At 64.2% G+C, this 20247-nt stretch carries 15 protein-coding genes; 12 read left to right on the plus strand and 3 right to left on the minus strand.

Features of this window, described 5'->3' with window-relative positions:
• Positions 1-59: 59 nt before the first annotated feature.
• Both ACODTY_RS15595 and ACODTY_RS15600 read right to left on the minus strand, forming a co-directional pair.
• Complete coding sequence (locus ACODTY_RS15595) at positions 60-1574, minus strand: malonate--CoA ligase (RefSeq protein ID WP_488995127.1); 1515 nt, start codon at positions 1572-1574, stop codon at positions 60-62.
• The gene (locus tag ACODTY_RS15600; protein ID WP_488995167.1) at positions 1571-2917 is read right to left on the minus strand and encodes a malonyl-CoA decarboxylase domain-containing protein; all 1347 of its coding nucleotides are present in this window, start codon (positions 2915-2917) and stop codon (positions 1571-1573) included. Before ACODTY_RS15600 ends, ACODTY_RS15595 begins: the two co-directional genes overlap by 4 nt.
• A gap of 567 nt (positions 2918-3484) precedes the next feature.
• On the opposite strand from ACODTY_RS15600, the gene ACODTY_RS15605 reads away from it, so the two are divergent.
• From ACODTY_RS15605 to ACODTY_RS15660, 12 genes are all read left to right on the plus strand, one after another.
• The gene (locus ACODTY_RS15605; protein WP_488995128.1) at positions 3485-4213 is read left to right on the plus strand and encodes an ABC transporter ATP-binding protein; all 729 of its coding nucleotides are present in this window, start codon (positions 3485-3487) and stop codon (positions 4211-4213) included.
• Positions 4213-5106 (plus strand): branched-chain amino acid ABC transporter permease, encoded by an 894-nt coding sequence (locus ACODTY_RS15610; protein ID WP_488995129.1) that lies wholly within the window; start codon positions 4213-4215, stop codon positions 5104-5106. Before ACODTY_RS15605 ends, ACODTY_RS15610 begins: the two co-directional genes overlap by 1 nt.
• On the plus strand, positions 5103-6179 hold the full coding sequence (locus tag ACODTY_RS15615; protein ID WP_488995130.1) for a branched-chain amino acid ABC transporter permease: 1077 nt from the start codon (positions 5103-5105) through the stop codon (positions 6177-6179). The genes ACODTY_RS15610 and ACODTY_RS15615 overlap by 4 nt, the downstream gene beginning before the upstream one ends.
• A gap of 49 nt (positions 6180-6228) precedes the next feature.
• A complete protein-coding gene (locus ACODTY_RS15620; RefSeq protein WP_488995131.1) occupies positions 6229-7422 on the plus strand; it encodes an ABC transporter substrate-binding protein in 1194 nt (397 codons plus the stop codon).
• Positions 7423-7606: 184 nt separating this feature from the next.
• Positions 7607-8284, plus strand: a complete 678-nt coding sequence (locus ACODTY_RS15625) for an ABC transporter ATP-binding protein (RefSeq protein WP_488995132.1) — start codon at positions 7607-7609, stop codon at positions 8282-8284.
• Positions 8285-8303: 19 nt separating this feature from the next.
• Positions 8304-9566, plus strand: a complete 1263-nt coding sequence (locus tag ACODTY_RS15630; RefSeq protein ID WP_488995133.1) for an amidohydrolase family protein — start codon at positions 8304-8306, stop codon at positions 9564-9566.
• Positions 9567-9599: 33 nt separating this feature from the next.
• A complete protein-coding gene (xdhA, locus tag ACODTY_RS15635) occupies positions 9600-11060 on the plus strand; it encodes a xanthine dehydrogenase small subunit (protein WP_488995134.1) in 1461 nt (486 codons plus the stop codon).
• Entirely contained in the window at positions 11053-13401 is a 2349-nt protein-coding gene (gene xdhB / locus ACODTY_RS15640; protein ID WP_488995135.1) for a xanthine dehydrogenase molybdopterin binding subunit, read from the plus strand. The genes xdhA and xdhB overlap by 8 nt, the downstream gene beginning before the upstream one ends.
• A 41-nt stretch (positions 13402-13442) precedes the next feature.
• Positions 13443-14294, plus strand: a complete 852-nt coding sequence (xdhC, locus tag ACODTY_RS15645) for a xanthine dehydrogenase accessory protein XdhC (RefSeq protein WP_488995136.1) — start codon at positions 13443-13445, stop codon at positions 14292-14294.
• 184 nt (positions 14295-14478) lie between these two features.
• On the plus strand, positions 14479-16539 hold the full coding sequence (locus tag ACODTY_RS15650; protein ID WP_488995137.1) for a hydantoinase/oxoprolinase family protein: 2061 nt from the start codon (positions 14479-14481) through the stop codon (positions 16537-16539).
• Positions 16536-18449: a hydantoinase B/oxoprolinase family protein gene (locus ACODTY_RS15655; RefSeq protein ID WP_488995138.1), complete on the plus strand. Its 1914-nt coding sequence runs from the start codon at positions 16536-16538 to the stop codon at positions 18447-18449. Before ACODTY_RS15650 ends, ACODTY_RS15655 begins: the two co-directional genes overlap by 4 nt.
• Before the next feature lie 99 nt (positions 18450-18548).
• Positions 18549-19340, plus strand: coding sequence for a creatininase family protein (locus ACODTY_RS15660; protein WP_488995139.1), 792 nt, complete (start codon positions 18549-18551; stop codon positions 19338-19340).
• 9 nt (positions 19341-19349) lie between these two features.
• On the opposite strand, the gene ACODTY_RS15665 is transcribed toward ACODTY_RS15660, so the two are convergent.
• The gene (locus tag ACODTY_RS15665) at positions 19350-20195 is read right to left on the minus strand and encodes an IclR family transcriptional regulator (RefSeq protein WP_488995140.1); all 846 of its coding nucleotides are present in this window, start codon (positions 20193-20195) and stop codon (positions 19350-19352) included.
• Positions 20196-20247: the final 52 nt, after the last annotated feature.

Genomic DNA, 20247 nt, shown 5'->3' on the forward strand with positions numbered 1-20247 from the left:
GTCATCAAGATATTTGGCTCGGATGTCGGTTTGATTTGGTGGAGTGTCGAACTCTCCGTTCAGCCCGCGTACAGCGCGGCGAATTCCTCGCGCAGCGCATTTTTCTGGATTTTTCCCATGGCGTTGCGGGGCAGAGCGTCCTTGACCAGAACGCGCTTCGGGATCTTGAACTTGGCCAGCACGCTTTCGAGTTCGCCGCGAATTGCAGCCTCGTCGATGGTGCGGCCGGGGCGTGCCGTAACCACCGCCGTCACCGCCTCACCGAAATCGGCATGCGGAAGGCCGATCACCGCTGACTCTCCGATCGATGCAAGCGCGTCGAGCGCGTTCTCGACCTCGGCTGGATAGACATTGAAGCCGCCCGAGATGATCAGGTCCTTGGCGCGGCCGGAGATGGTGAAATAGCCGTCAGGGTCGATGTAGCCGAGATCGCCGGTGATGAAGAAGCCGTCGGGGCGGAATTCCTGCGCCGTCTTCTCCGGCATGCGCCAATAGCCGGAAAAGACGTTCGGTCCCTTGAGCTCGATGACGCCGACCTCGCCCTGCGGCAGCGGCGTCCCGGTCTCCGGATCGGCGATGCGCACAGTGATACCCGGCAGGGCGAAGCCGACAGCGCCCGGCCGGCGTTCTCCGTCATAGGGGTTGGAAGTGATCATGTTGGTCTCGGTCATGCCGTAGCGTTCGAGGATGGCGTGGCCGGTCAGCGCAGTGAAGGCGCGATGCGTCTCCGCCGACAAGGGCGCCGAGCCCGACACGAACAGCCGCATGTGGCTGGCGGCCGCGCGGTCGAACCGGCTGTCGGCAAGCAACCTCGTGTAGAAGGTCGGCACACCCATCATCGTGGTGGCGCGCGGCAGGGCCGACATCACCGCGTCGATGTCGAACTTCGGCAGGTAGATCATCGACGCACCCGACAGCATCACTGTGTTGATGGCGACGAACAGTCCGTGCGTGTGAAAGATCGGCAGCGCGTGCAGGAGAACGTCGCGGGCGCTGAAGCGCCAGCTCTCGACGAGGGCGAGCGCGTTGGAGCGCAGGTTCTCGTGAGTGATCATCGCGCCCTTCGAGCGGCCCGTCGTGCCGGAGGTATAGAGGATCGCGGCGAGATCATCCGAACGGGTCTCGACGGTGGCGAAGTTCGTAGGCATGTCGCCGGCAAGCTGTTGCAGCGTGCCGGTGCCGGCCGCGTCCAGCGTCTCGATGCGCCCCACCGCCGCGCCAAGTGCGGCGCGCAGCGTGGTGAGGCTGGCCGGCTCGCACACCAACAGCGCAGGCTCGGCGTCGCCGACGAAGTAGCTTACCTCGGCCGGTGTGTAGGCCGGATTGAGCGGCAGGTAGACAGCGCCTGCCCGCAGGCAGCCGAGATAGAGCCAGATGCTGTCGACATGCTTGCCGGTCTGCACCGCCACCCGATCGCCCGGCTTCACGCCCAGCGAAGCCAGAAGATTGGCATAGCGCGCCGAGGCCGCCAGCATGTCCGCGTAAGACAGCGACTTGCGGCCATCGGCCTGCATGAACGGCCGCGCCGGATCGGCGATCGCGGCCTCCATGGTGGCGAACAGGTTGCCGTTCATGACTTCATCCCCTCGATAATCGCTGATTCGACCAGCCGCCCGCCGGTCGTTGCAAGCCGGCGCACCGCGGCTGACACGGCGACCGGCTGACCCGAAGCATAGGCCTCATGATTGCGCTCTATCTCGTCAAGTTTGTAAAGATAGTTGACCATGATCCCGTGCGACGAAGCCATGCCGGCATTGCCGGTGTTGGCCAGGAAATTGATGCGCTCCAGCCGTGCGCCGTTGCCGAGATGGAAGCGGGCGACCGGATCTGGCAGGCGGCCCGAAGCGTCGCGCGGGCCGGTGAGATACCAAGCGGCCAGCGGCGCAAGCTTCTCCTCCAGTGCTGCAGCGGTCTCCGGGCTTTTCCACCAGCCGGGCCGCGCAGCCGCCTCGATGCCAAGCCGGCCGGCGTCCTGTCTGGCCAGCCAGCGGGTGAAAAGCGGCACCGGCGACAGCGTGACGAAGCGGGTGAGTTGCGGCAGTTCGTTGCGCAGTTCCTCGACCACTTGCTTGATGAGGAAGTTGCCGAAGGAAATGCCGCGCAAGCCGGGCTGGCAATCCGAGATCGAGTAGAACACGGCCGTGTCGGCCTGCGCGGCCTGGATCACCTTGCGGTCTGGACTTAGGATGGCGTCGATTGACGAGGCTGCGGTCTTGGCCAGCGCCACTTCAACAAAGATCAGCGGCTCGTCGCGCAGGCGGGGGTGGAAGAAAGCGTAAAGCCGCCGGTCGGGCGGGTCGATGCGCCGGCGCAGATCGTGCCAGTCCTCGATCTCGTGCACCGCCTCGTAGCGGATGATGCGTTCGAGGATCGCCGCCGGCGTATCCCAGTCGATGCGGCGCAGTTCCAGGAAGCCACGATTGAACCAGGATCGGAACAGGTGCTGGAAATCCTTGTCGACCGGATCGAGGTCGCGGTTGTCGGGCAACAGCGCCAGCAGGTCTGCCCGCATGCCGATGAGCTCGGCCGTGCCGCGCGAAGTCTGGTTGAGCAGGCGGAAGAGATTCTGCCGGCGCGGCTCCGACAGATGGTGCAGAGCTTCGGCCGCGCGCTCGTCGGGAGCGGAGGCGAAGCGCCGTGCTGCTGCGATCAGCGGCTCCATGTCGGGGCCGAATTCGTCGAGCAATATCCGGAAGAACGCCGGCCGCATGGCTGCGTCCATGTCGCGGTACCGTCCAAGGATCTCGGCTGCCCTGGCCAACGCACCGGCTTCACCGCGTGATGAGAGGAGGCTCGCGCACAGCGCGGTCATCTGCTCGATCGGTGTTGCCGCCTGTGGGATGGCGTTGAAATCGACCAGCGCCTTGCCACGTTCGGTGATGGCAGCCAGCATGTCGCCGAGAAAAGACATCAGGATCCCGCTTGCCAGATCGTTGCGTTGACGGCCGTAAGCATTTTACCGGTCTTTATATCCATATAATGAACTCTATATCCAAATTATGACTGTACGCAAGCAGGACGCTTGGTGGAGTTGGAAGGCGATGGCCCGCTTCGGATAATGGCGCTGGTAGCCCTCTGTTCTACTTGGTTGATTGCGGCACGCGAGAGGCGGGACGCCGGCACACCAGCTTATGTCATGCAGCGCCGTCCTCGTTCGACCGACCTGTCCACGCTGGCGAACAGGCGACACCTTTCATTGCCCCCGATAAGCGAATGTCAGAGTTTGCCGTCAGATGCCGACGCAATCAGGGCAAGCCTTTGTTCATCGGGAAAGCAAAGCGATGCATTCCTGAGAGGGAAGAATTCAGGTCTGGTCTTCGCTGGTTTCCGCCACTCCGTCCCATCGTTGAAATGTCGCGACAGGGAGCCCGATTCCCGCTTGCGGGCAGGGTAGGCACGTGTTACTTTTTAGGATATAGTATCCGTATAGTGGATATAGACCCCGGTCGGTATCCAGATAAAAACGAGGGGAGATACGAGGTTCATGGCCACGCAGGGCGCTATCCTTTCGATCGCTGGCCTGTCGGTGTCCTACGGCACGGTGCATGCCGTGCGGCAGCTCGATATGGAGATCTCGGAAGGCGAAACCGTCGTTCTCCTCGGCGCCAACGGAGCCGGCAAGTCGAGCACGCTCAATGCCATCGTCGGGCTCGCGCCGCGCAGTGGCGGCCGGCTGGTCTTCGCCGGCGAGGACATCACGCGCAAGCCGACCGAGGCGATCATCCGTTCCGGCCTTGCGCTGGTGCCGGAAGGCAGGCGGCTGTTCTCCAACATGACCGTGCGCGAGAACCTGCGGCTCGGCGCGGCTGCGCTGTCCACCGCCGAGTTCGACCGGGAGAGGCAGGCGCTGGAGGACATGTTTCCGATCACCCGCCGCCGCGCCCACGAGCAGGCGGGGCTGCTGTCGGGTGGCGAGCAGCAGCAGGTTGCAATCGCGCGCGCCCTTCTGGCCCGACCGAAGCTTTTGCTGCTCGACGAGCCGTCGCTCGGCCTCGCGCCCATCATCGTCAACACCATCTTCGAGATCATCGCCGAACTGAAGCGGCGCAAGGTCACCATCCTGCTGGTCGAGCAGAACGCCGAGCGGGCCCTGTCGATCGCGGACCGCGCCTATGTGCTGGCCCAGGGCAGGCTCGAGCTTTCGGGCGCCGCCGGCACCATCAACGCAACCACACTCGAGAAAGCCTATCTCGGCGAGCGGGAGCACGCCTAATGCAGCTTGCCTTTCAGCAATTCATCAACGCCCTGTCGCTTGGGTCGATTTATGCCCTGGTGGCGCTCGGCGTCGCCATCCTGTTCAGCATCCTGCGCCTGGCGAACTTCGCCCATGGCGAGCTGATGACGACGGCCGGCTTTACACTCTACATGACGCTTGCCTCCGGCTGGAACTGGGTGCTGGCGGTGATCGCGGCAATCGCGGCGTCCGTTGTCGCAGCATTGATCCTCGAACGCGTCGCCTACCGGCGACTTCGAAACGCACAGCCGCTGACGCTGTTGATGACCTCCTTTGCCGTCTCGGTGGCGCTGCAGAGCATTTTCCTGCTCACCTTCGGCGCAAGGCCGAAGGGCATCGAGCTGCCCGCCTTCGTCGATGCCTCGTTTCGCATCGGCGGCATGCGGGTGCAGTGGCTGGACATCGCTATCATCCTCATCACCGCGACGATCGTGTTCGGCCTGACGCTGTTCCTGCGCAAGACCGTCATCGGCCTCGCGCTGCGCTCCGCCGCCGACGATTTCCAGACGACGCGGCTGATGGGTGTGAAGGCCAACGCTCTGTTCGTCGGCGCTTTCGTGCTGTCGGGCATGCTGGCAGGCATCGCGGCGCTGTTCTACTTCGCGACCGTACCAAACGTCGTGCCGAGTTCGGGCTTCGAGCCGATGCTGAAGGGCTTCATCGCCTGCGTAATCGGCGGTCTTGGCAGCCTGCCTGCGGCGATCGTCGGCGGCTTCTTGCTGGCCTTCCTCGAGGTCGGTTCGGACGCGCTCCTGTCGGACAATTTCAGCCCTTATCTCGACGCCATCGTCTTCCTTATCGCCATCGTCATCCTGCGCTGGCGCCCGGGCGGAATTTTCGGCGTGCGTCTGACTGCGGAGCAGCGGGTATGAACATGCTTTCCGGAAAATGGTGGAAGCAGTCACTCGTCGGCTCGGCGCTGCTGCTGGCCATCTTGCTGGCGATCGTCGCGATCGTGGCGCTGGCCGGTTCGACGACCGACATGCGCATCCTGATGGTGTTCCTTATCAACGTCATCGCCGCGATCTCGCTGCAGACCTATGCCGGCAATTCCGGCAACATTTCCTTCGGCCATGTCGGCTTCATGGCGCTCGGCGCCTACGGGTCGGCACTGTTTACCGCCGACCCGGCAATCAAGGCGATCGGTATTCCGGATGCGCCGGCCTTTATCCGCGAAGCCCAGATCAGCTTCCTGCCGGCGATGCTGATCGGCACGGTGATCGCGGTGGCTGTTGCTGCCGCGATCGGGCGTGTCTTCGTGCGGTTGAGCGGGGCGGCCGCGGCGGTGGCGACGCTCGGCTTCATGGTCATCGTCTATACGCTGCTGTCGAATGCCGAGCAGTTGACCCGCGGCTCGAAAGCTTTCAGCGGCATTCCCGAATACACGACGCTTGGCTGGTGCGTGGCGCTGCTGGCGCTGACCATAGTCGTGGCCCGTCTGCTGCGTGATTCCAACACCGGGCTCGGGCTGCGCGCCTGCGCCGACGACCCCATCGCGGGCCAGGCCGCCGGCGTCGACATCCTCAACAGCCGCTATGTGATGTGGGTAGCCAGCGCCGCAGGTGCGGCAATCGCGGGCGCTCTCTATGCGCACTACATCGGCGCCATCCTGCCCAAGGCATTCCATTTCGAGTTGACGTTCGTGCTGGTCACCATGGTCATCGTCGGCGGCAGATCGATCACCGGCGCGGTGGCTGGCGCCGCGCTCATCACCATCCTGACGGAGGTGCTGCGCCGCTTGGAGAACGGCTTTTCGATCGGCAGCATCAATCTCAGCGAGGCACCGGGGCTTACCACGGCTGTGCTTGCGCTGATGATCGTCGCAACGCTGACGATCAGGCCCCAGGGACTGGTTAGCCGCTGGGAGATCGAGGAACTGCTCCAGCGCTGGCAGCTTCGGCAGAAACCGCAGGCGTCCGCTCGCACGGAGGAGAACCACGCCTGAAGAGCAAGTGCATTCATTCGTCCACATAAAAACGCAAGGGGAACCGACAATGAAGAACAGCACCGCATCCATAATCAAACGAGCCGGCATCGGGCTCGCCGCAGCAACAGCCATGATGGCGTGGTCGCTCGCCGCCCACGCCGCAGACACCTACAAGATTGGCTGGGCGTCCGATAAATCCAACTACCTGTCCTTCGTCGACGAGCCGCTGGCCAAAGGCATGGAAGTCGCCATCGACGAGATCAACGGCAAGGGCGGCATCGGCGGCAAGATGAAGATCGAGCTCGACCGGCGCGACATGAAGTCGGACCCGATGCTCGGCGCAACCGTCGTCCAGGAGCTGATCGCCGCCGGCGCCAATTTCATCGTCACCACCTGCGACACCGACGTCTCGCTGCCGGGCGCGCAGATGGCGGCCAAGGCCTCGCTGCCGGTGATGAGCAGTTGCGGCGCGGACGCCGCCGGGCCGAGCCAGGTGCCGGACGGCTACGGCTTCCTCAATGTGCCGGGCAGCCTGACGCAGGGTGCTTTCCTTGCCGAATACGCCGCCGCACAGGGCTACAAGAAGGCTTTCACGCTGAAGTCCAAGAGCGAGGGCTACACCCACACGCTCGCCAACGCCTTCGAGGAACGCTTCAAGGAACTCGGCGGCGAGATTGTCGGCCAGGCCTTCTATACGCTCGGCGACAGCTCCTATCGTGTCACCGCGACGAAGATGGTCGATTCCGATGCCGACGTCATCATGTCCAACGCCTTCCCGTCGGACAGCACGGCCTTCCTCAAGGACATGGAGCGGCTGGGCAACACCAAGCCGCTGCTTTTGGTCGATGGCAACGACACGCCGGTGATCTTCGACGCGGGCAAGCAACTCGCCCTGTCGGTGATGGCAACCTATGGCGGCGACCGTTCGCCTGGCTCGACCTTCTCGAAGTTCGAGGAGGAATATCGTGCGAAGTTCGGTGCCGATCCGGACTCGCTGCAGACCGCGCTCGGCTACGATCTGGTGATTGCAGTCGCCGCAGCAGTGGAAGCGGCTGGTAGCACGGACGGGCCTGCGGTTCGCGATGCGCTGCACAATCTGGACAACGTCCACGGGGCCACCGGCCTGATTACCTACAAGGACAGCCCGATCGGCAAAGGCATCCCGAAGAAGGACTACGCGCTGGTGAAGTTCGACCTCGACAACAAGAAGTTCATCACCCTGTCGACCGGCTTCCCGGAAAAGTTTCCTCCGGTGAAGTGACGCATTGCGGGCGAGGGCCTTCGCAGCTCCATCGTCCGCTATCCCACTTCGGGCATTGCCGGAATACCTAACCGCCGGCAATGCTCCAGTTTCGCATTTCACGCAGTTCGCCGGGTTTTCCCGCCGGAACTGCCCGGGTCCAACGGTATCATAAAAGATGCATCTTCAAGCCAATGACGTCGTCATGAAGTTCAAGGGGGTGACAGCCCTCGACGGTGTCGACATGGAACTCCGCAAGGGTGAGATCGTCGGCCTGATCGGGCCGAACGGCTCGGGCAAGACGACGTTCCTGAACGTCCTGTCGGGCGTGTTCACGCCGACGAATGGCAATTTTCGCATGGGTGACCGGCAATGGTCGAAGGTGTCGCTGCGCGAAGCCGCGCGGCTCGGCATCCGCCGCACCTTCCAGAACATCCGCCTGTTCCCGTCCTTCACGGTCATGGAGACGGTCGAAGTCGCCTCGGCCTGGCTGGACAAGGGCGACCGGCGGGAGAATGCGCAGATCGCGCTCGACGCGCTGAATTTCGGCCAGTATCGCGACCGCATCGCCTCGGAGCTGTCCTACGGCATGCAGCGACGGCTGGAGATCGCCCGGGCAATCGCCGGCAGGCTGGAGTTCCTGCTGGTCGATGAGCCGACAGCGGGGCTGAACCACGGCGAATCGCAGGACATCGTCGAGGTGCTGCAGCGAATCCGCGACCAACGCGGCTGCGGCATCGTGCTCATCGATCACGACCTCAATGTCATCATGAATGTGTGTGACCGCGTGATCGTGCTGGCAGAGGGCAAGATCATCTCGTCGGGAACGCCGCAGCAGGTGCGCAGCGATCCAAAAGTGATCGCCGCCTATCTCGGGTCGTGAAATGAACGGAGTGACTTCAATGAGCGACCAATCGCAACCCGGCGGACCCGCGCTGCTCGACCTGCTTGTCACCGATGCCCGCCTGCTCGACCGAGAAGGGCGCTTCGACATCGGCATCGCGGGCGGCAGAATCGTCGAGATCGGCAAGGTGTCCGCCTCCTCGGCTGCGCGCCGCATCGATGCGAAGGGCGGGCTGGTGACGACGAGCTTCGTCGATCCGCATTTCCACCTCGATAAGGTTCTGTCGCGCGATTATGTCGGCGCGCTGACCTATAGCGAGGCATTCGCCCGGGCGCGCGAGGCAAAGGCCAATTTCACCGTCGCCGACGTCGAGGCGCGCGTCTGTAAAGCCCTCGACCTCGCGGTGGCGCAAGGGCTGGGCGCGATCCGCTCTCAGGTGGACGTCGATTTCGCCACCGGTCTGGTCTCACTGGAAGGCGTGATGCGGGCACGCGAGCGCTTCAGCGGCCTGATCGACGTCGAGATCGTCGCATTCCCGCAGGAAGGCATTGTCACCGATCCCAAGGCGCCGGATCTTCTCAGGGAAGCGCTGCGCATGGGTATTAGGCTGGTCGGCGGCCTGCCGGAGTTCGAGGCCAATGTCGAGGACCAGAAGACCCATGTCCGGACGATCCTCGACATTGCCGAGGAATTCGACGCGAACGTCGACATGCATTGCGACTACACCGACCTGCCGCATTTCAAGACGCTGGAGATGCTGGCCGACATGGTGATCGAGCGCGGCATGCAGGGGCGTGCGACGGCCGATCACTGCTGCGCACTGGCGGTCTATCCCGACGACGAGGCGGCACGCGTCATCGACAAGGTCGTGCAAGCGGGCATCAGCGTCATTATCCTTCCGATCGCCAACCTGCAGATGCTCGGCGGCAACGGCGTCACCCCGGTCAATCGCGGCTCTTCGCGCGCAAGGGAGTTGCTGGCGGCCGGCGTCAACGTCAGCGCCGGCGCCGACAACATGTACGACATCTGGTTCCGCTTCAATCGCATGGACCCAGTGGACACCGCCTATATGACGTGCCTTAGCACCGGCATGCGTACCGACACGGACGTGCGCGAAGCCTTCGACATGACGACCTCTCGGCCGGCTCGCTTGCTTGGCATCGAGGGCCATGGCGTCGATGTCGGCTGCCGCGCCGACCTGGTGGTGCACAGCGCGGCCAACCTCGTCGACATGTTCCGCAACGTGCCCGGCAGGCGCTGCCACATCAAGGGCGGCAGACTGGTCGGCGGCGTGGAGGGAAGTACATGGACAGCGCGGTGACGGGCATTGCCCCGCGGGGCTGGGAGCTGGAAATTGCGTAACTCCATCCGTTTCCTGCTCGGCAGGGAAATGCGGGAACTCGCAGGCTTTGCGCCGACGACCACCGTGCTCGACTATCTGCGCGGCACGGAACGGCGTTGCGGCACCAAGGAGGGCTGCGCCGAGGGCGACTGCGGTGCCTGCACGGTGGTGGTGGGCGAGTTGCAGGACGGCGCCATGCGCTACCGCGCGGTCAATTCCTGCATCCAGTTCCTTGGAACTCTGGACGGCAAGCAGCTCATCACTGTCGAGGATCTCGCCCAGGGCGGCGAGTTGCACCCGGTGCAGGAGGCCATCGCAACGTCGAACGGTTCGCAATGCGGCTTCTGCACGCCTGGCTTCGTCATGTCGCTGTTTTCGGCCTGGGCCAACGGCCAGCAGCTCACGCGCGTGGCGCTGGACGACACGCTGTCGGGCAATCTGTGCCGCTGCACCGGCTACGGCACCATCGTTGAGGCCGCATCCAGCCTGACCGGCCGCGACCGCAACGACCGCTTTGCGCAGGACAGTGCCGTCACCGTGGAACGGCTTTCAGGTCTGGACGACGGGCAGGACGTGGCGATCGAGCACGGCGGCATGCGGTTCTTCGCGCCTGCGACTACCGAACGGTTGGCGCAGTTGCTTATGGAGCATCCCGACGCGACCATCCTGGCCGGCGGCACCGACGTCGGTCTGTGGGTCACCAAGCAGCACCGCAAGCTGCCGGTCATCATCTCCGTGCTGGGCATCGAGGCGTTGCGTGCCACCAAGCTTGCTGACGGCGTGCTGGCGTTCGGTGCCGGCGTCTCGCTGAATGCTGCGGCGCTCGCTTTGTCTCGGCACATACCGGAGCTGGGCCTTTTGATGCGCCGCTTCGCCTCTGCGCAGATCCGCAACACAGGCACGCTGTGCGGCAACATCGCCAACGGCTCGCCGATTGGCGACCTGCCGCCGGCCCTTATCGCGCTTGGTGCCGAGATCGTCCTGCGCAAAGGCGACCGGCAGCGCGTGATTGCCTTGCAGGACTATTTCCTCGCCTACCAGAAGCAGGACCGTGAGCCCGGCGAATTCGTGGAGGCAGTCCGTGTTCCGCTGCCGCCTGCCGGTGCGCTGTTTCGCGTGCACAAGGTGTCGAAGCGGCGCGACGAGGATATCTCGGCGGTCTGCGCTGCCCACTATGTCGAAGTCGAGGACGGCCGGGTAGCAGCGGTGCGGCTGGCCTATGGCGGCATGGCCGCCACGCCGAAGCGGGCGACGGCCACCGAGCAGAGCCTGCTCGGTCAAGTCTGGGGCGAGCCGGCAATCCGCATGGCGCAGGATGCGATGGCGGAAGATTTCGCGCCGATCAGCGACATGCGCGCCAGCGCAGCCTACCGCATGACGGTAGCGACCAATCTTTTGTGGCGCAGCTTCCTGGAGATGGGGGGAGCCGGCGACACGCAGATCCCTGACGAATGGTGTCTGGCCCATGCCTGAGGTGCTCGAAAAATCTCCAACCGACGAGACGATCAGGGGAGGCGTGCACCAGCGCATCATCCACGATTCGGCGTTCAAGCATGTCACCGGCCTGGCGCAGTATGTCGACGACCTGCCCGAGCCGCGCGATCTGCTCCACGTCTTCATCGCGCAGAGCCAGCGCGCCCATGCGCGGCTCGTGAAGCTCGACGTCGAAGCTGTGCGCCGCGCGCCCGGTGTGTCGGTGGTGCTGACGGCTGCGGACGTGCCCGGCGATAACGATTTCGGCCATGCGCATTGCGGCGACGAGCCGGTGTTCGCTGTCGATACGGTGGTCTATTTCGGCCAGCCGATCTTCGCGGTGGCGGCCGATACCGTCGCCAATGCGCGCGAGGCAGCCCGGTTGGCCGTGGTCGAGTACGAGGACCTGGAGCCCATCCTTACCGTTCGGCAGGCAATGGAGCACAGCTCGTTCCTGGGTGAGCCGATGCGACTGGTGCAGGGCGACTGGGAGGCTGCGCTGGCAGCCGCGCCGCATCGCGCCAAGGGCAGCATCGAAGTTGGCGGGCAAGAACACTTCTACCTCGAGGGGCAGGCAAGCCTCGCCCTGATCCGCGAGGACGGCGACGTCTACATCCATTGCGCCACGCAGGACCCCTCTGCCGTGCAGCACATGGTCGCCCGCGTGCTAGGCCGCGACGCTAATGCGGTGACGATCGAGGTACGACGCATGGGTGGTGCGTTCGGTGGCAAGGAGACCGGCGCGACCCAGTTCGCGGCAATCGCTGCCATTGTGGCGGTCAGGACGCGGCGACCGGCGAAGGTGCGGCTCGATCGCGACGACGACATGGTGATGACCGGCAAGCGGCATGATTTCTGCTTCGACTACGATGTCGGCTTTGACGGCGACGGCCGCATCCTCGGCATCGATATCGTTGCCATGCAGCGCGCCGGCTATTCGCATGACCAATCGCGCCCGGTGCTGCAGCGCACGATCTACAACTGCGACAACGCTTATTTTCTGCCGGCCGCGCGCCTGACGGGCTATGCCTGCCGCACCAACACGCAGTCGAATACAGCCTTTCGCGGCTTCGGCTCGCCGCAGGGCAATCTGGTGATCGAGCGGGTGATGGACGAGATCGCCTATGCGCTCGACAAGCAGCCTTTCGATGTCCGCATGGCCAATCTCTATGGCGAAAGCGAGCGCAACGTCACCCCTTATGACTGGGTCCTCAAGGACAATATCCTGCCGCGCATTGTCGACGAGGCGCTGGAAGTCTCGGATTTCGCCGCCCGCCGGCAGGCAGTTGTCGCGTTCAACCGGGAAAGCCGCATCATCAAGCGCGGCATCGCGCTGATGCCGCTCAAATATCCGGTCGGCTTCTCGGCCCGATTCCTCAACCAGGCCGGCGCACTGGTGCACATCTACCAGGACGGCAGCATCCATCTCAACCATGGCGGGACCGAGATGGGGCAGGGGCTGTTCATCAAGGTGGCGCAAGTCGTCGCCGAGGAATTCCAGGTCGACGTCGATCGGATCAAGATCACCGCCACGGTAACCGACAAGGTGCCGAACACCACGGCGACCGCCGCCTCGTCGGGCACCGACATGAATGGCGCCGCTGCCCAGATCGCGGCGCGGGCGATCAAGACGCGGCTGATCGACTTCGCCGCCGAGCACTACAAGGTCGGCGAGGAGCAGATCGTTTTCGAGCCTAACAGGGTGCGCGTCGGAAACCAGCTGATCCCGTTCGATGCATTGGTGAAACAGGCCTACGAGAACCTGATCTCATTGTCGGCATTCGGATACTACCGCAATCCCGACATCGCCGTCGATCCGGTGACGATGAAGGGTCGGGCCTATCACTACTGCTGCTATGGCACCGCCGTGGTAGAAGTGGCGATTGATACGCTGACAGGCGAGAACCGGGTGTTGCGCGTCGACATCGTCCATGACGTCGGCAAGTCGCTCAATCCTGCCATCGACATGGGCCAGCTCGAGGGAGGATTCGTCCAGGGCATGGGTTGGGTCACCAGCGAGGAGCTGGTCTGGGACGACCGCGGTCGGTTGAGGACCCACGCACCCTCGACCTACAAGATCCCGGTGTGCAGCGACCGGCCGAAGGAGCTGAACATGCGCCTGGTCGACTGGAGCCGTAATCGCGAGAACACGGTCTACCGTTCGAAGGCGATCGGCGAGCCGCCGTTCAACCTGGCGATCAGCGTTTTCAACGCGCTGACCGACGCGGTGGCCAGTGTCGGGGACTATCGCTTCTGCCCCGATCTCGACGCGCCTGCGACACCGGAACGGATCCTGATGGCGTGCGACGGGCTGCGCAGGCGCCTGGCGCAAGAGGGCTGATTTTCGTCGCGGCGCGCGAATAGCGTCATGGATCAGACAGGATGGCGACAAGCGCAAATCCTTTGAAGGATTTTCTCGACCGGGCGGGCGAAGCCGTGATGGTCGAGGTCGTCGGCGTCGCCGGCTCCACGCCGCGCGAGACGGGTGCCTATATGCTCGTCGCGAGGGACGCTGTGCACGGAACCATCGGCGGCGGACACCTGGAATATATTGCGATGGACAAGGCCCGCGAGATGCTGCGCCGGCCTTTCGCCTCGTCTGCCCCCGTCGAACTTGATCTGGCGCTGGGGCCTGAGATCGGACAGTGCTGCGGCGGGCGGGTCCGCATCGCGTTACGCCCTGCCGGCCACGCACTCGCAGCCCGCCTCGTCGATCAGGCCGAGGCGCTGGATAGCCGCATGCCGCACGTCTATCTCTTTGGCGGCGGACATGTCGGCAACGCCATGGCCCGAACACTGGCGCTGCTGCCGGTGCGAGTGACCATCGTGGAGACGCGTGCCTCGGCGCTCGAAGACATCCCGATGGGCGTTGCGTCGGCGCTCACGCCGGTTCCGGAGGCGGTCGTCCGCGAGGCGCCGGCCGGTGCCGCCTTCGTCATCCTGACGCACGACCACGCTTTGGATTTCCTGATTGCAGCAGAGGCGCTCAAGCACGGCGAAGCCGCCTATGTCGGCATGATCGGCTCGAAGACCAAGCGGGCAACCTTTCGGAGCTGGTTCCTGAAAAGCGGCGGCGGCACCGAAGCCGGTTTCCGCCGCCTCGTCTCCCCGATTGGTGGCGACGCGGTGAAGGACAAGCGGCCTGCTGTCATCGCTGCCCTTGCTGCCGCGGAAGTGATGGTCGCGCTCGACATGTGGGAGCGCCGACCCGCGCTCCAGCCGGCGGCGCTGTAACGCTTTCCAAGCGACTTTTTCATGCATCGGAGGCCAGTTCCGAACGCCCGTGGCAGGCCTCTGTAGCGCAGGGGCGACCAACGAACCGGATTGTCTTTGGCCGATCCAAAAAACCGCTTGCCACGCGAATATGATATGCGGTAAATGAATGTCGTATCCGTATAGTGGATATTTGGAGAGCGCAATGAATGTCAGGGTAGCCATCGACACGGGCGGGACGTTCACCGATGTGGTGGCGATCGACCAACGCACAGGAACGATCACTGCGATCAAGACGCCATCGACACCGAGCGACCCGAGCGTCGGCCTGCTCGACGGCGTCCGCAAGGTTTTGGAGAAGGTCGGCGCTGAGCCGAAAGACCTCGCCATGCTGCTGCATGGCTCGACGGTTGCGACCAATGCCGTGCTCGAGCACAAGTTCGCCGGTCTCGGCCTGCTGGTGACACGCGGTTTCCGCCACATGATCGAGATCGCGCGCCAGTCGGTGCCCGATGGCTACGGCAACTCCTTCTTCTGGGTGAAGCCGCCGCGGCTGGTGCCGCTGCACCTGGTGCGCGAAGTGCCCGGCCGGATGAAGTTCGACGGCAGCGAGATCGAGCCGATCGACGAGGAAGAGACGCTGAAGGCGGTGCGCGAGCTCGTCGAGGACGGTGTCAAGTGCATCGGCGTGTGCCTGCTGCACTCCTATGCCAATGATGAGCACGAACGGCGCATCGGTGCGCTGATCGAGAAGCATTTCCCGGGCGTCTTCGTATCGCTCTCCTCGATCGTGTTGCCGGAGTACCGCGAATACGAGCGCGCCATGACCACGCTGGTCGACGTGCTCGTGAAGCCCTATTGCAAGACCTACCTGCAAAGCGCGGCCGACCGGCTGCGCTCCCAGTCCGGCGATATCCCCTTCCTCATCATGCAGTCGAACGGCGGCGTGGTGAAGCACTCGACGGCCGGTGAGAAGCCTGTGACCATGCTTCTCTCAGGTCCGGCCGCCGGCATTCTCGGCGCCATCCACATGGCGACGCTGGCCGGCTACGACAACATCCTCACCTCCGACGTCGGCGGCACCTCGACAGATATCTCCATCATCGAGAAGCAGATGCCGATGTACACGTCGGAATCGATGATCGAGCACTATCCGGTCAAGACGCCGATGCTCGACATCGTAACCGTCGGCTCGGGCGGCGGCTCGATCGCCTGGACGGACCCCTATGGCAGCCTGAAGGTTGGCCCGCAGAGTGCGGGTGCCGATCCGGGGCCGATCTGCTACGGTCGCGGCGGCACGCAGCCGACCGTTACCGACGCGGCGATCGTGCTCGGCCGCCTGCCTACCGCGCTGATCGGCGGCGAGATCCAGCTCGACCTCGCATCGGCAAAGAAGGCCTATGAGGCGCTCGGCCGCCATCACAACATGAGCGCGGAAGAGGTTGCCGCCGGCGTACTGGAGATTGCCGCGGTCAACCAGGTGTTCGGTATCCGCAAGGTCACCACCTCACGCGGCCGCGATCCCGGCAACTACGCCATGGTCGCCTTCGGTGGCGCCGGTGGCCTGTTCGCAACCGAGGTAGCCGATTTCCTCGGCATGCAGACCGTCATCTCGCCGCCCGATCCGGGCAATCTCTGCGCGCTCGGCTTGCATGTCTCCGACGTGCGCCGCGACTACATCCGCACCATGGTGCGGCGGCAGTCGTCGGCCGATGTTGCCGAGATCGTCTCGGCCTGGAATGCGCTCGCCGATGAGGGCCGACGCGATATCCGTGCCGAAGGCATTGCCGATGCCGACATCAAGATCGAGTACGTCGCCGACGTGCGCTATTTCGGCGAGGGCCACGAGGTGCAGGTCACCGCTCCGGAAGCCGTTTCTGGCGAGGCTGCGGTGGCGCACATATGGAAGGACTTCCATCGCGTCCACGACGAGTCGTTCGGCTTCCACTATGAGGGCGAACAGGACGTCGAACTGGTGAACCTGCGGGTTCGCGCCGTCGGCGTGCAGAACCGCCCGCAGATCAATGCCAGCGAGAAGTCTGGGCAGGTGGCGAAGCCGTTCGGTTCGCGCAAGGTCTACTGGAAGGGTGCTGGCTGGGTGGACAGCCCACTTTACGAGCGCACGGAACTCGTCGCCGGCCAGGCGATCCCGGGACCTGCCATCGTCCAGGAATACGGGTCGACCGTCGTCGTCCCCGGCGGCTGGACCTGCACGGCCGACCGCTACCGCAACCTCATTCTCACCGCCAGGGAGACGCAGTCGTGAGCAGCCAGAAGAAAGCGAAGCTCGGCCCGATTGAGCTGGAAGTCATCCACGGAACCATCCGTGCTGCCGAATTGGAGATCGAGGCGGCAGTGGAGCGCACCGCGCGCTCGCCGATGATCCGCGATCAGCACGACTATCGGGTCGCGCTGTTCGATGCGAAAGGCCGCAAACTGACCGGCCGATCCTATTCGGCGATCGTCGAGCCGGTGTTCGAGTATTTCGGCGAGGACAAAATCTTCCCCGGCGACGTGTTCTTCTGGAATGACCCTTATAATTCCTGTGGCGGCATTGGCCATGTGCCGGATCTGTGCACCACAGTGCCGATCTTCCACGAGGACAGGCTCATCGGCTTCAGCCAGGTGTTTGGCCATCACGACGACATCGGCGGTGCTGTGCCGGGCAGCTTGCCGGTGCACGCCACCGATAGCTGGATGGAGGGCGTGCTGATTCCGCCGATCAAGCTCTATGAGCGCGGCGTGCTCAACGAGGCCGCCTTCCGCATCATCACCCGCAATTCGCGCCTGGAGGATCACCTTGCCGGCGACCTCGACGCCGAGATCGGTGCCTGCAAGCTTGGTTCGCGCCGCATCGTCTCGCTGGCCGAGCGCTATGGTGTCGAAACGCTGGAAGCCGCCTTCGAGCAGATCCTGAAGAACGCGGCCGAAATCTTCAGGCGCGAAATTCTGCCTAAGATCAAGGATGGCGTCTATCACTACGAGGATTATATCGAGGCTGACGGCGTCGAGGACGGCAAGATCCACGCGCTCCGCCTCACCATGACCAAGACCGCCGACAAGATCGTGCTCGACTTCAACGGCACCGATCCGGAGGCCAAGGGACCGATCAACTGGTCGCTGGACGAGGTCGAAGGCCGCTATTTCCGCAAGTGGCTCGCGCCGGTGCTGCGCTCGCTGGCGGCTTCGCCGGAGCGTGCCGCCGAGATCGATTCCAACGAAGGCGTGCTGGACGTCATCGATGTGGTGTTCCCGCAGAAGGGCACGCTGATCACGCCGACCTTCGGCAAGCCGACGGGCATGCGCTTCTTCCTGATGCTGCGCTCGCTCGGCGTGTTCGCCGCGTGTCTTTCGAAGGCAACGGACGGGCGTATGCCGGCCGACCACGAGACGATCCGTATCTGGGGCCTGACCGGCGGACGGAACCGCGACGACTTCTTCCTGTTCCGCGAGGTTCTCGGTGGCGGTGGCCCGGGGCGGCCGTGGGCCGACGGTTCGGACGTCGTCCACATCGTGCCGAACTCACGCAACCTGCCGGCCGAGTTCTCCGAGACGCGATACCCGATCATGGTCGAGCAGCTTGCGCTCAAGGAGGATTCCGGCGGGGCCGGCTTCCGCCGCGGTGGCTTCGGCTACGACAAGAAGATCCGCGCGCTGGACGAATGCCGGCTGATCTCCAATGCCGACCGCTCGATCCTTGGCTGCTACGGTGTCAACGGCGGCCAGACCGGTCAGATCTACCAGGTGTCGGTGATCGAGAACGGCGACGAAACGATCCATCCCGGCATGTCCGATACGGTCGTGGTCAAGCCCGGCGCCTCGGTGCGTGTTGTTACCACCGGCGGCGGCGGTTGGGGCGACCCGCTGGCGCGCGAGGCCGACAAGGTGGTCTATGACCTGCAATGCGGCCTGATCTCTGAGCAGAGTGCACGCGACAACTACGGCGTCGTCGTCACGCTCAAGGGCCGTCAGTGGACCCACGACGCCGCCCAGACCCAGGCGCGGCGCGAGAAGCTGCGCAAGGAGCGCGGCATTCCGCCGATGTTCGACCGTGGCGAAACTTTCCGCGCCATGAAGGCCAAGGGCATGGTCCGCTATCCGGACAACTGGACGGACCCGGACGAGGGCTGGAACGCCGTCGGCGAGGGGGCATCCTTCCCCCAGGCTGCGGAGTAGGCGAGGGACGGACGACGAGGGCGCTTCCCGATGGAGGCGCCTTCGACACGAAAGCAAGCCGACAAAGGCGCAGAGCGCCATAGTGCCAGGGAGACGATCATGGAACGCCGTATGTCCTACATGACCCAGATGGAGATCGCAGACGCGATCGCCGCCGGCAGAGCCGTGATCGTGCCGACCGGCGCTACCGAGGCGCACGGCCCGCACATGCCCGTCGACACCGACACGCACCAGGTCGACCACATCGCCGTGTTGCTCGCCAAGCGCATCGACGCGATCGTGGCGCCGCCGGTCGCCTATGGCGTGTCGATGACTTTCGAGCATTTCCCCGGGACGATCTCGTTGTCGATCCCGACCTACCAACTCATGTTGTTTGAGATCGGTGCGGCCTTGGTCAAACAGGGCTTCAACCACATCATCCTGCTCAACGGCAACCGCCCGAGCGGCACCGCCAACGACCAGGTGGCGCGCCACATGATCGACCAGCTCGATGGCGACCACGACTTCAAGGTCTCGGCCGTCAGCTACTGGGAACCAGCGGCCGACAAGATCCATGCGCTGCGCAAGTCGGTCGTCGGCGGCATGGGTCATGGCTGCGAGCTGGAAGCGTCCTTCCAGCTGGCGACACGGCCCGAATTGGTGAAGATGGACCGGCTGAAGGGCGCGAAATACGGCCCCGTCGGCTGGGATCTCGTCGCACCGACCAACCCGACGCGCACCTATGCGCGGCGGCCGCGCCCGGGTGCCGGCCATGCGGCGATATTCGGCGACCCGACGGTGGCTACGGCCGAGATGGGTCAGAAATCGATCGCAATCATCGTCGACGTGCTGGAGCAGACCTTCACGAACTTGCAGGGCTCGTATCAGGACCGCAAGGATCGACCGGCCTGAAGCGGCCGGTCAGGGATGCCAGCCGAGCTCGATCGAGAGCGTGTGCGTCATCAGCAGCAGCGCTTCCTTGAGCCCGTCCATCAGGGCCTGATCGCGCGCCACCTTCTTGAGATAGACGAAGCTAATGCAGCCCACCACCGTGCCCTTGCTGCCGAAGACCGGCGCAGCGATGGAGCCGGTGAAGCTCTGCACGTCGCCCTCGGTCTGCGCAAATCCGGCCTTGCGCACCTCGTCGAGGCGCTGGCGCAGCACGGCAGGGTCGGTGATGGTCAGCGTCGTGAGCGGTTCGAGCGGCTCGGCGCAATAGGCGGCAACGAATTCGGGCGTCTCATGTGCCAGCAGCACCAGACCTTTCGAACCGGCGTGGAGCGGGATGTGGTAGCCGTACTGCGCCTTCGATATCTCCTGCAGTTGTCGCTTCTCGGCATGGATGACGACGGAGAAGCTGCCGATGCGCTCGACCACCTGCACGTCGACGCCACGGATGTCGCGGTCGCGGGCGAGGTAGGAGATTGCCGATTTCAGCATCTTGTTGTTGGCAAGATAGGCCGAGCCCAGATGCCACATGCGCGGCCCGATCTCGTAGTGGGAGGTCTCGGGGTTGAGCATCAGGAACTGCGCTTTCTCGAGCTTCTTCACGGTGCGGTGCGCCGTCGCCCAGGGAAGGTTCATGTCGCGCATGACGTCGACCACGCGGCACGGTCGCGCCGCTATCAGGTCGAGCACCGCGAAGGAGCGCTCAAGCCCCTGCTTGGCTTCGGACGAGCGTGCATCCATCGCCGTCGGCTTTTCTACGCCGTAGTCGATTGCCTGCAGGGTTTCCGTCCGTTCTTCAGTCGCTGTCTTCTTGGCCATGGAAACCGTCTGCCGATTGTTCGTCCTGTAGACAAGCTATCCACTAAATCGA

It is taken from the genome of Mesorhizobium sp. FG116, assembly GCF_057809835.1.

Bases quoted from the DNA above. Each gene is read 5' to 3' on its own strand.
- ACODTY_RS15615 (WP_488995130.1), top strand. From the start codon at position 5,103: ATGAACATGCTTTCCGGAAAATGGTGGAAGCAGTCACTCGTCGGCTCG.
- xdhB (WP_488995135.1), top strand. From the start codon at position 11,053: ATGCCTGAGGTGCTCGAAAAATCTCCAACCGACGAGACGATCAGGGGA.
- ACODTY_RS15660 (WP_488995139.1), top strand. From the start codon at position 18,549: ATGGAACGCCGTATGTCCTACATGACCCAGATGGAGATCGCAGACGCG.
- ACODTY_RS15605 (WP_488995128.1), top strand. From the start codon at position 3,485: ATGGCCACGCAGGGCGCTATCCTTTCGATCGCTGGCCTGTCGGTGTCC.
- ACODTY_RS15620 (WP_488995131.1), top strand. From the start codon at position 6,229: ATGAAGAACAGCACCGCATCCATAATCAAACGAGCCGGCATCGGGCTC.
- ACODTY_RS15595 (WP_488995127.1), bottom strand. From the start codon at position 1,574: ATGAACGGCAACCTGTTCGCCACCATGGAGGCCGCGATCGCCGATCCG.
- ACODTY_RS15650 (WP_488995137.1), top strand. From the start codon at position 14,479: ATGAATGTCAGGGTAGCCATCGACACGGGCGGGACGTTCACCGATGTG.
- ACODTY_RS15610 (WP_488995129.1), top strand. From the start codon at position 4,213: ATGCAGCTTGCCTTTCAGCAATTCATCAACGCCCTGTCGCTTGGGTCG.
- ACODTY_RS15625 (WP_488995132.1), top strand. From the start codon at position 7,607: ATGAAGTTCAAGGGGGTGACAGCCCTCGACGGTGTCGACATGGAACTC.
- xdhC (WP_488995136.1), top strand. From the start codon at position 13,443: ATGGCGACAAGCGCAAATCCTTTGAAGGATTTTCTCGACCGGGCGGGC.
- ACODTY_RS15630 (WP_488995133.1), top strand. From the start codon at position 8,304: ATGAGCGACCAATCGCAACCCGGCGGACCCGCGCTGCTCGACCTGCTT.
- ACODTY_RS15665 (WP_488995140.1), bottom strand. From the start codon at position 20,195: ATGGCCAAGAAGACAGCGACTGAAGAACGGACGGAAACCCTGCAGGCA.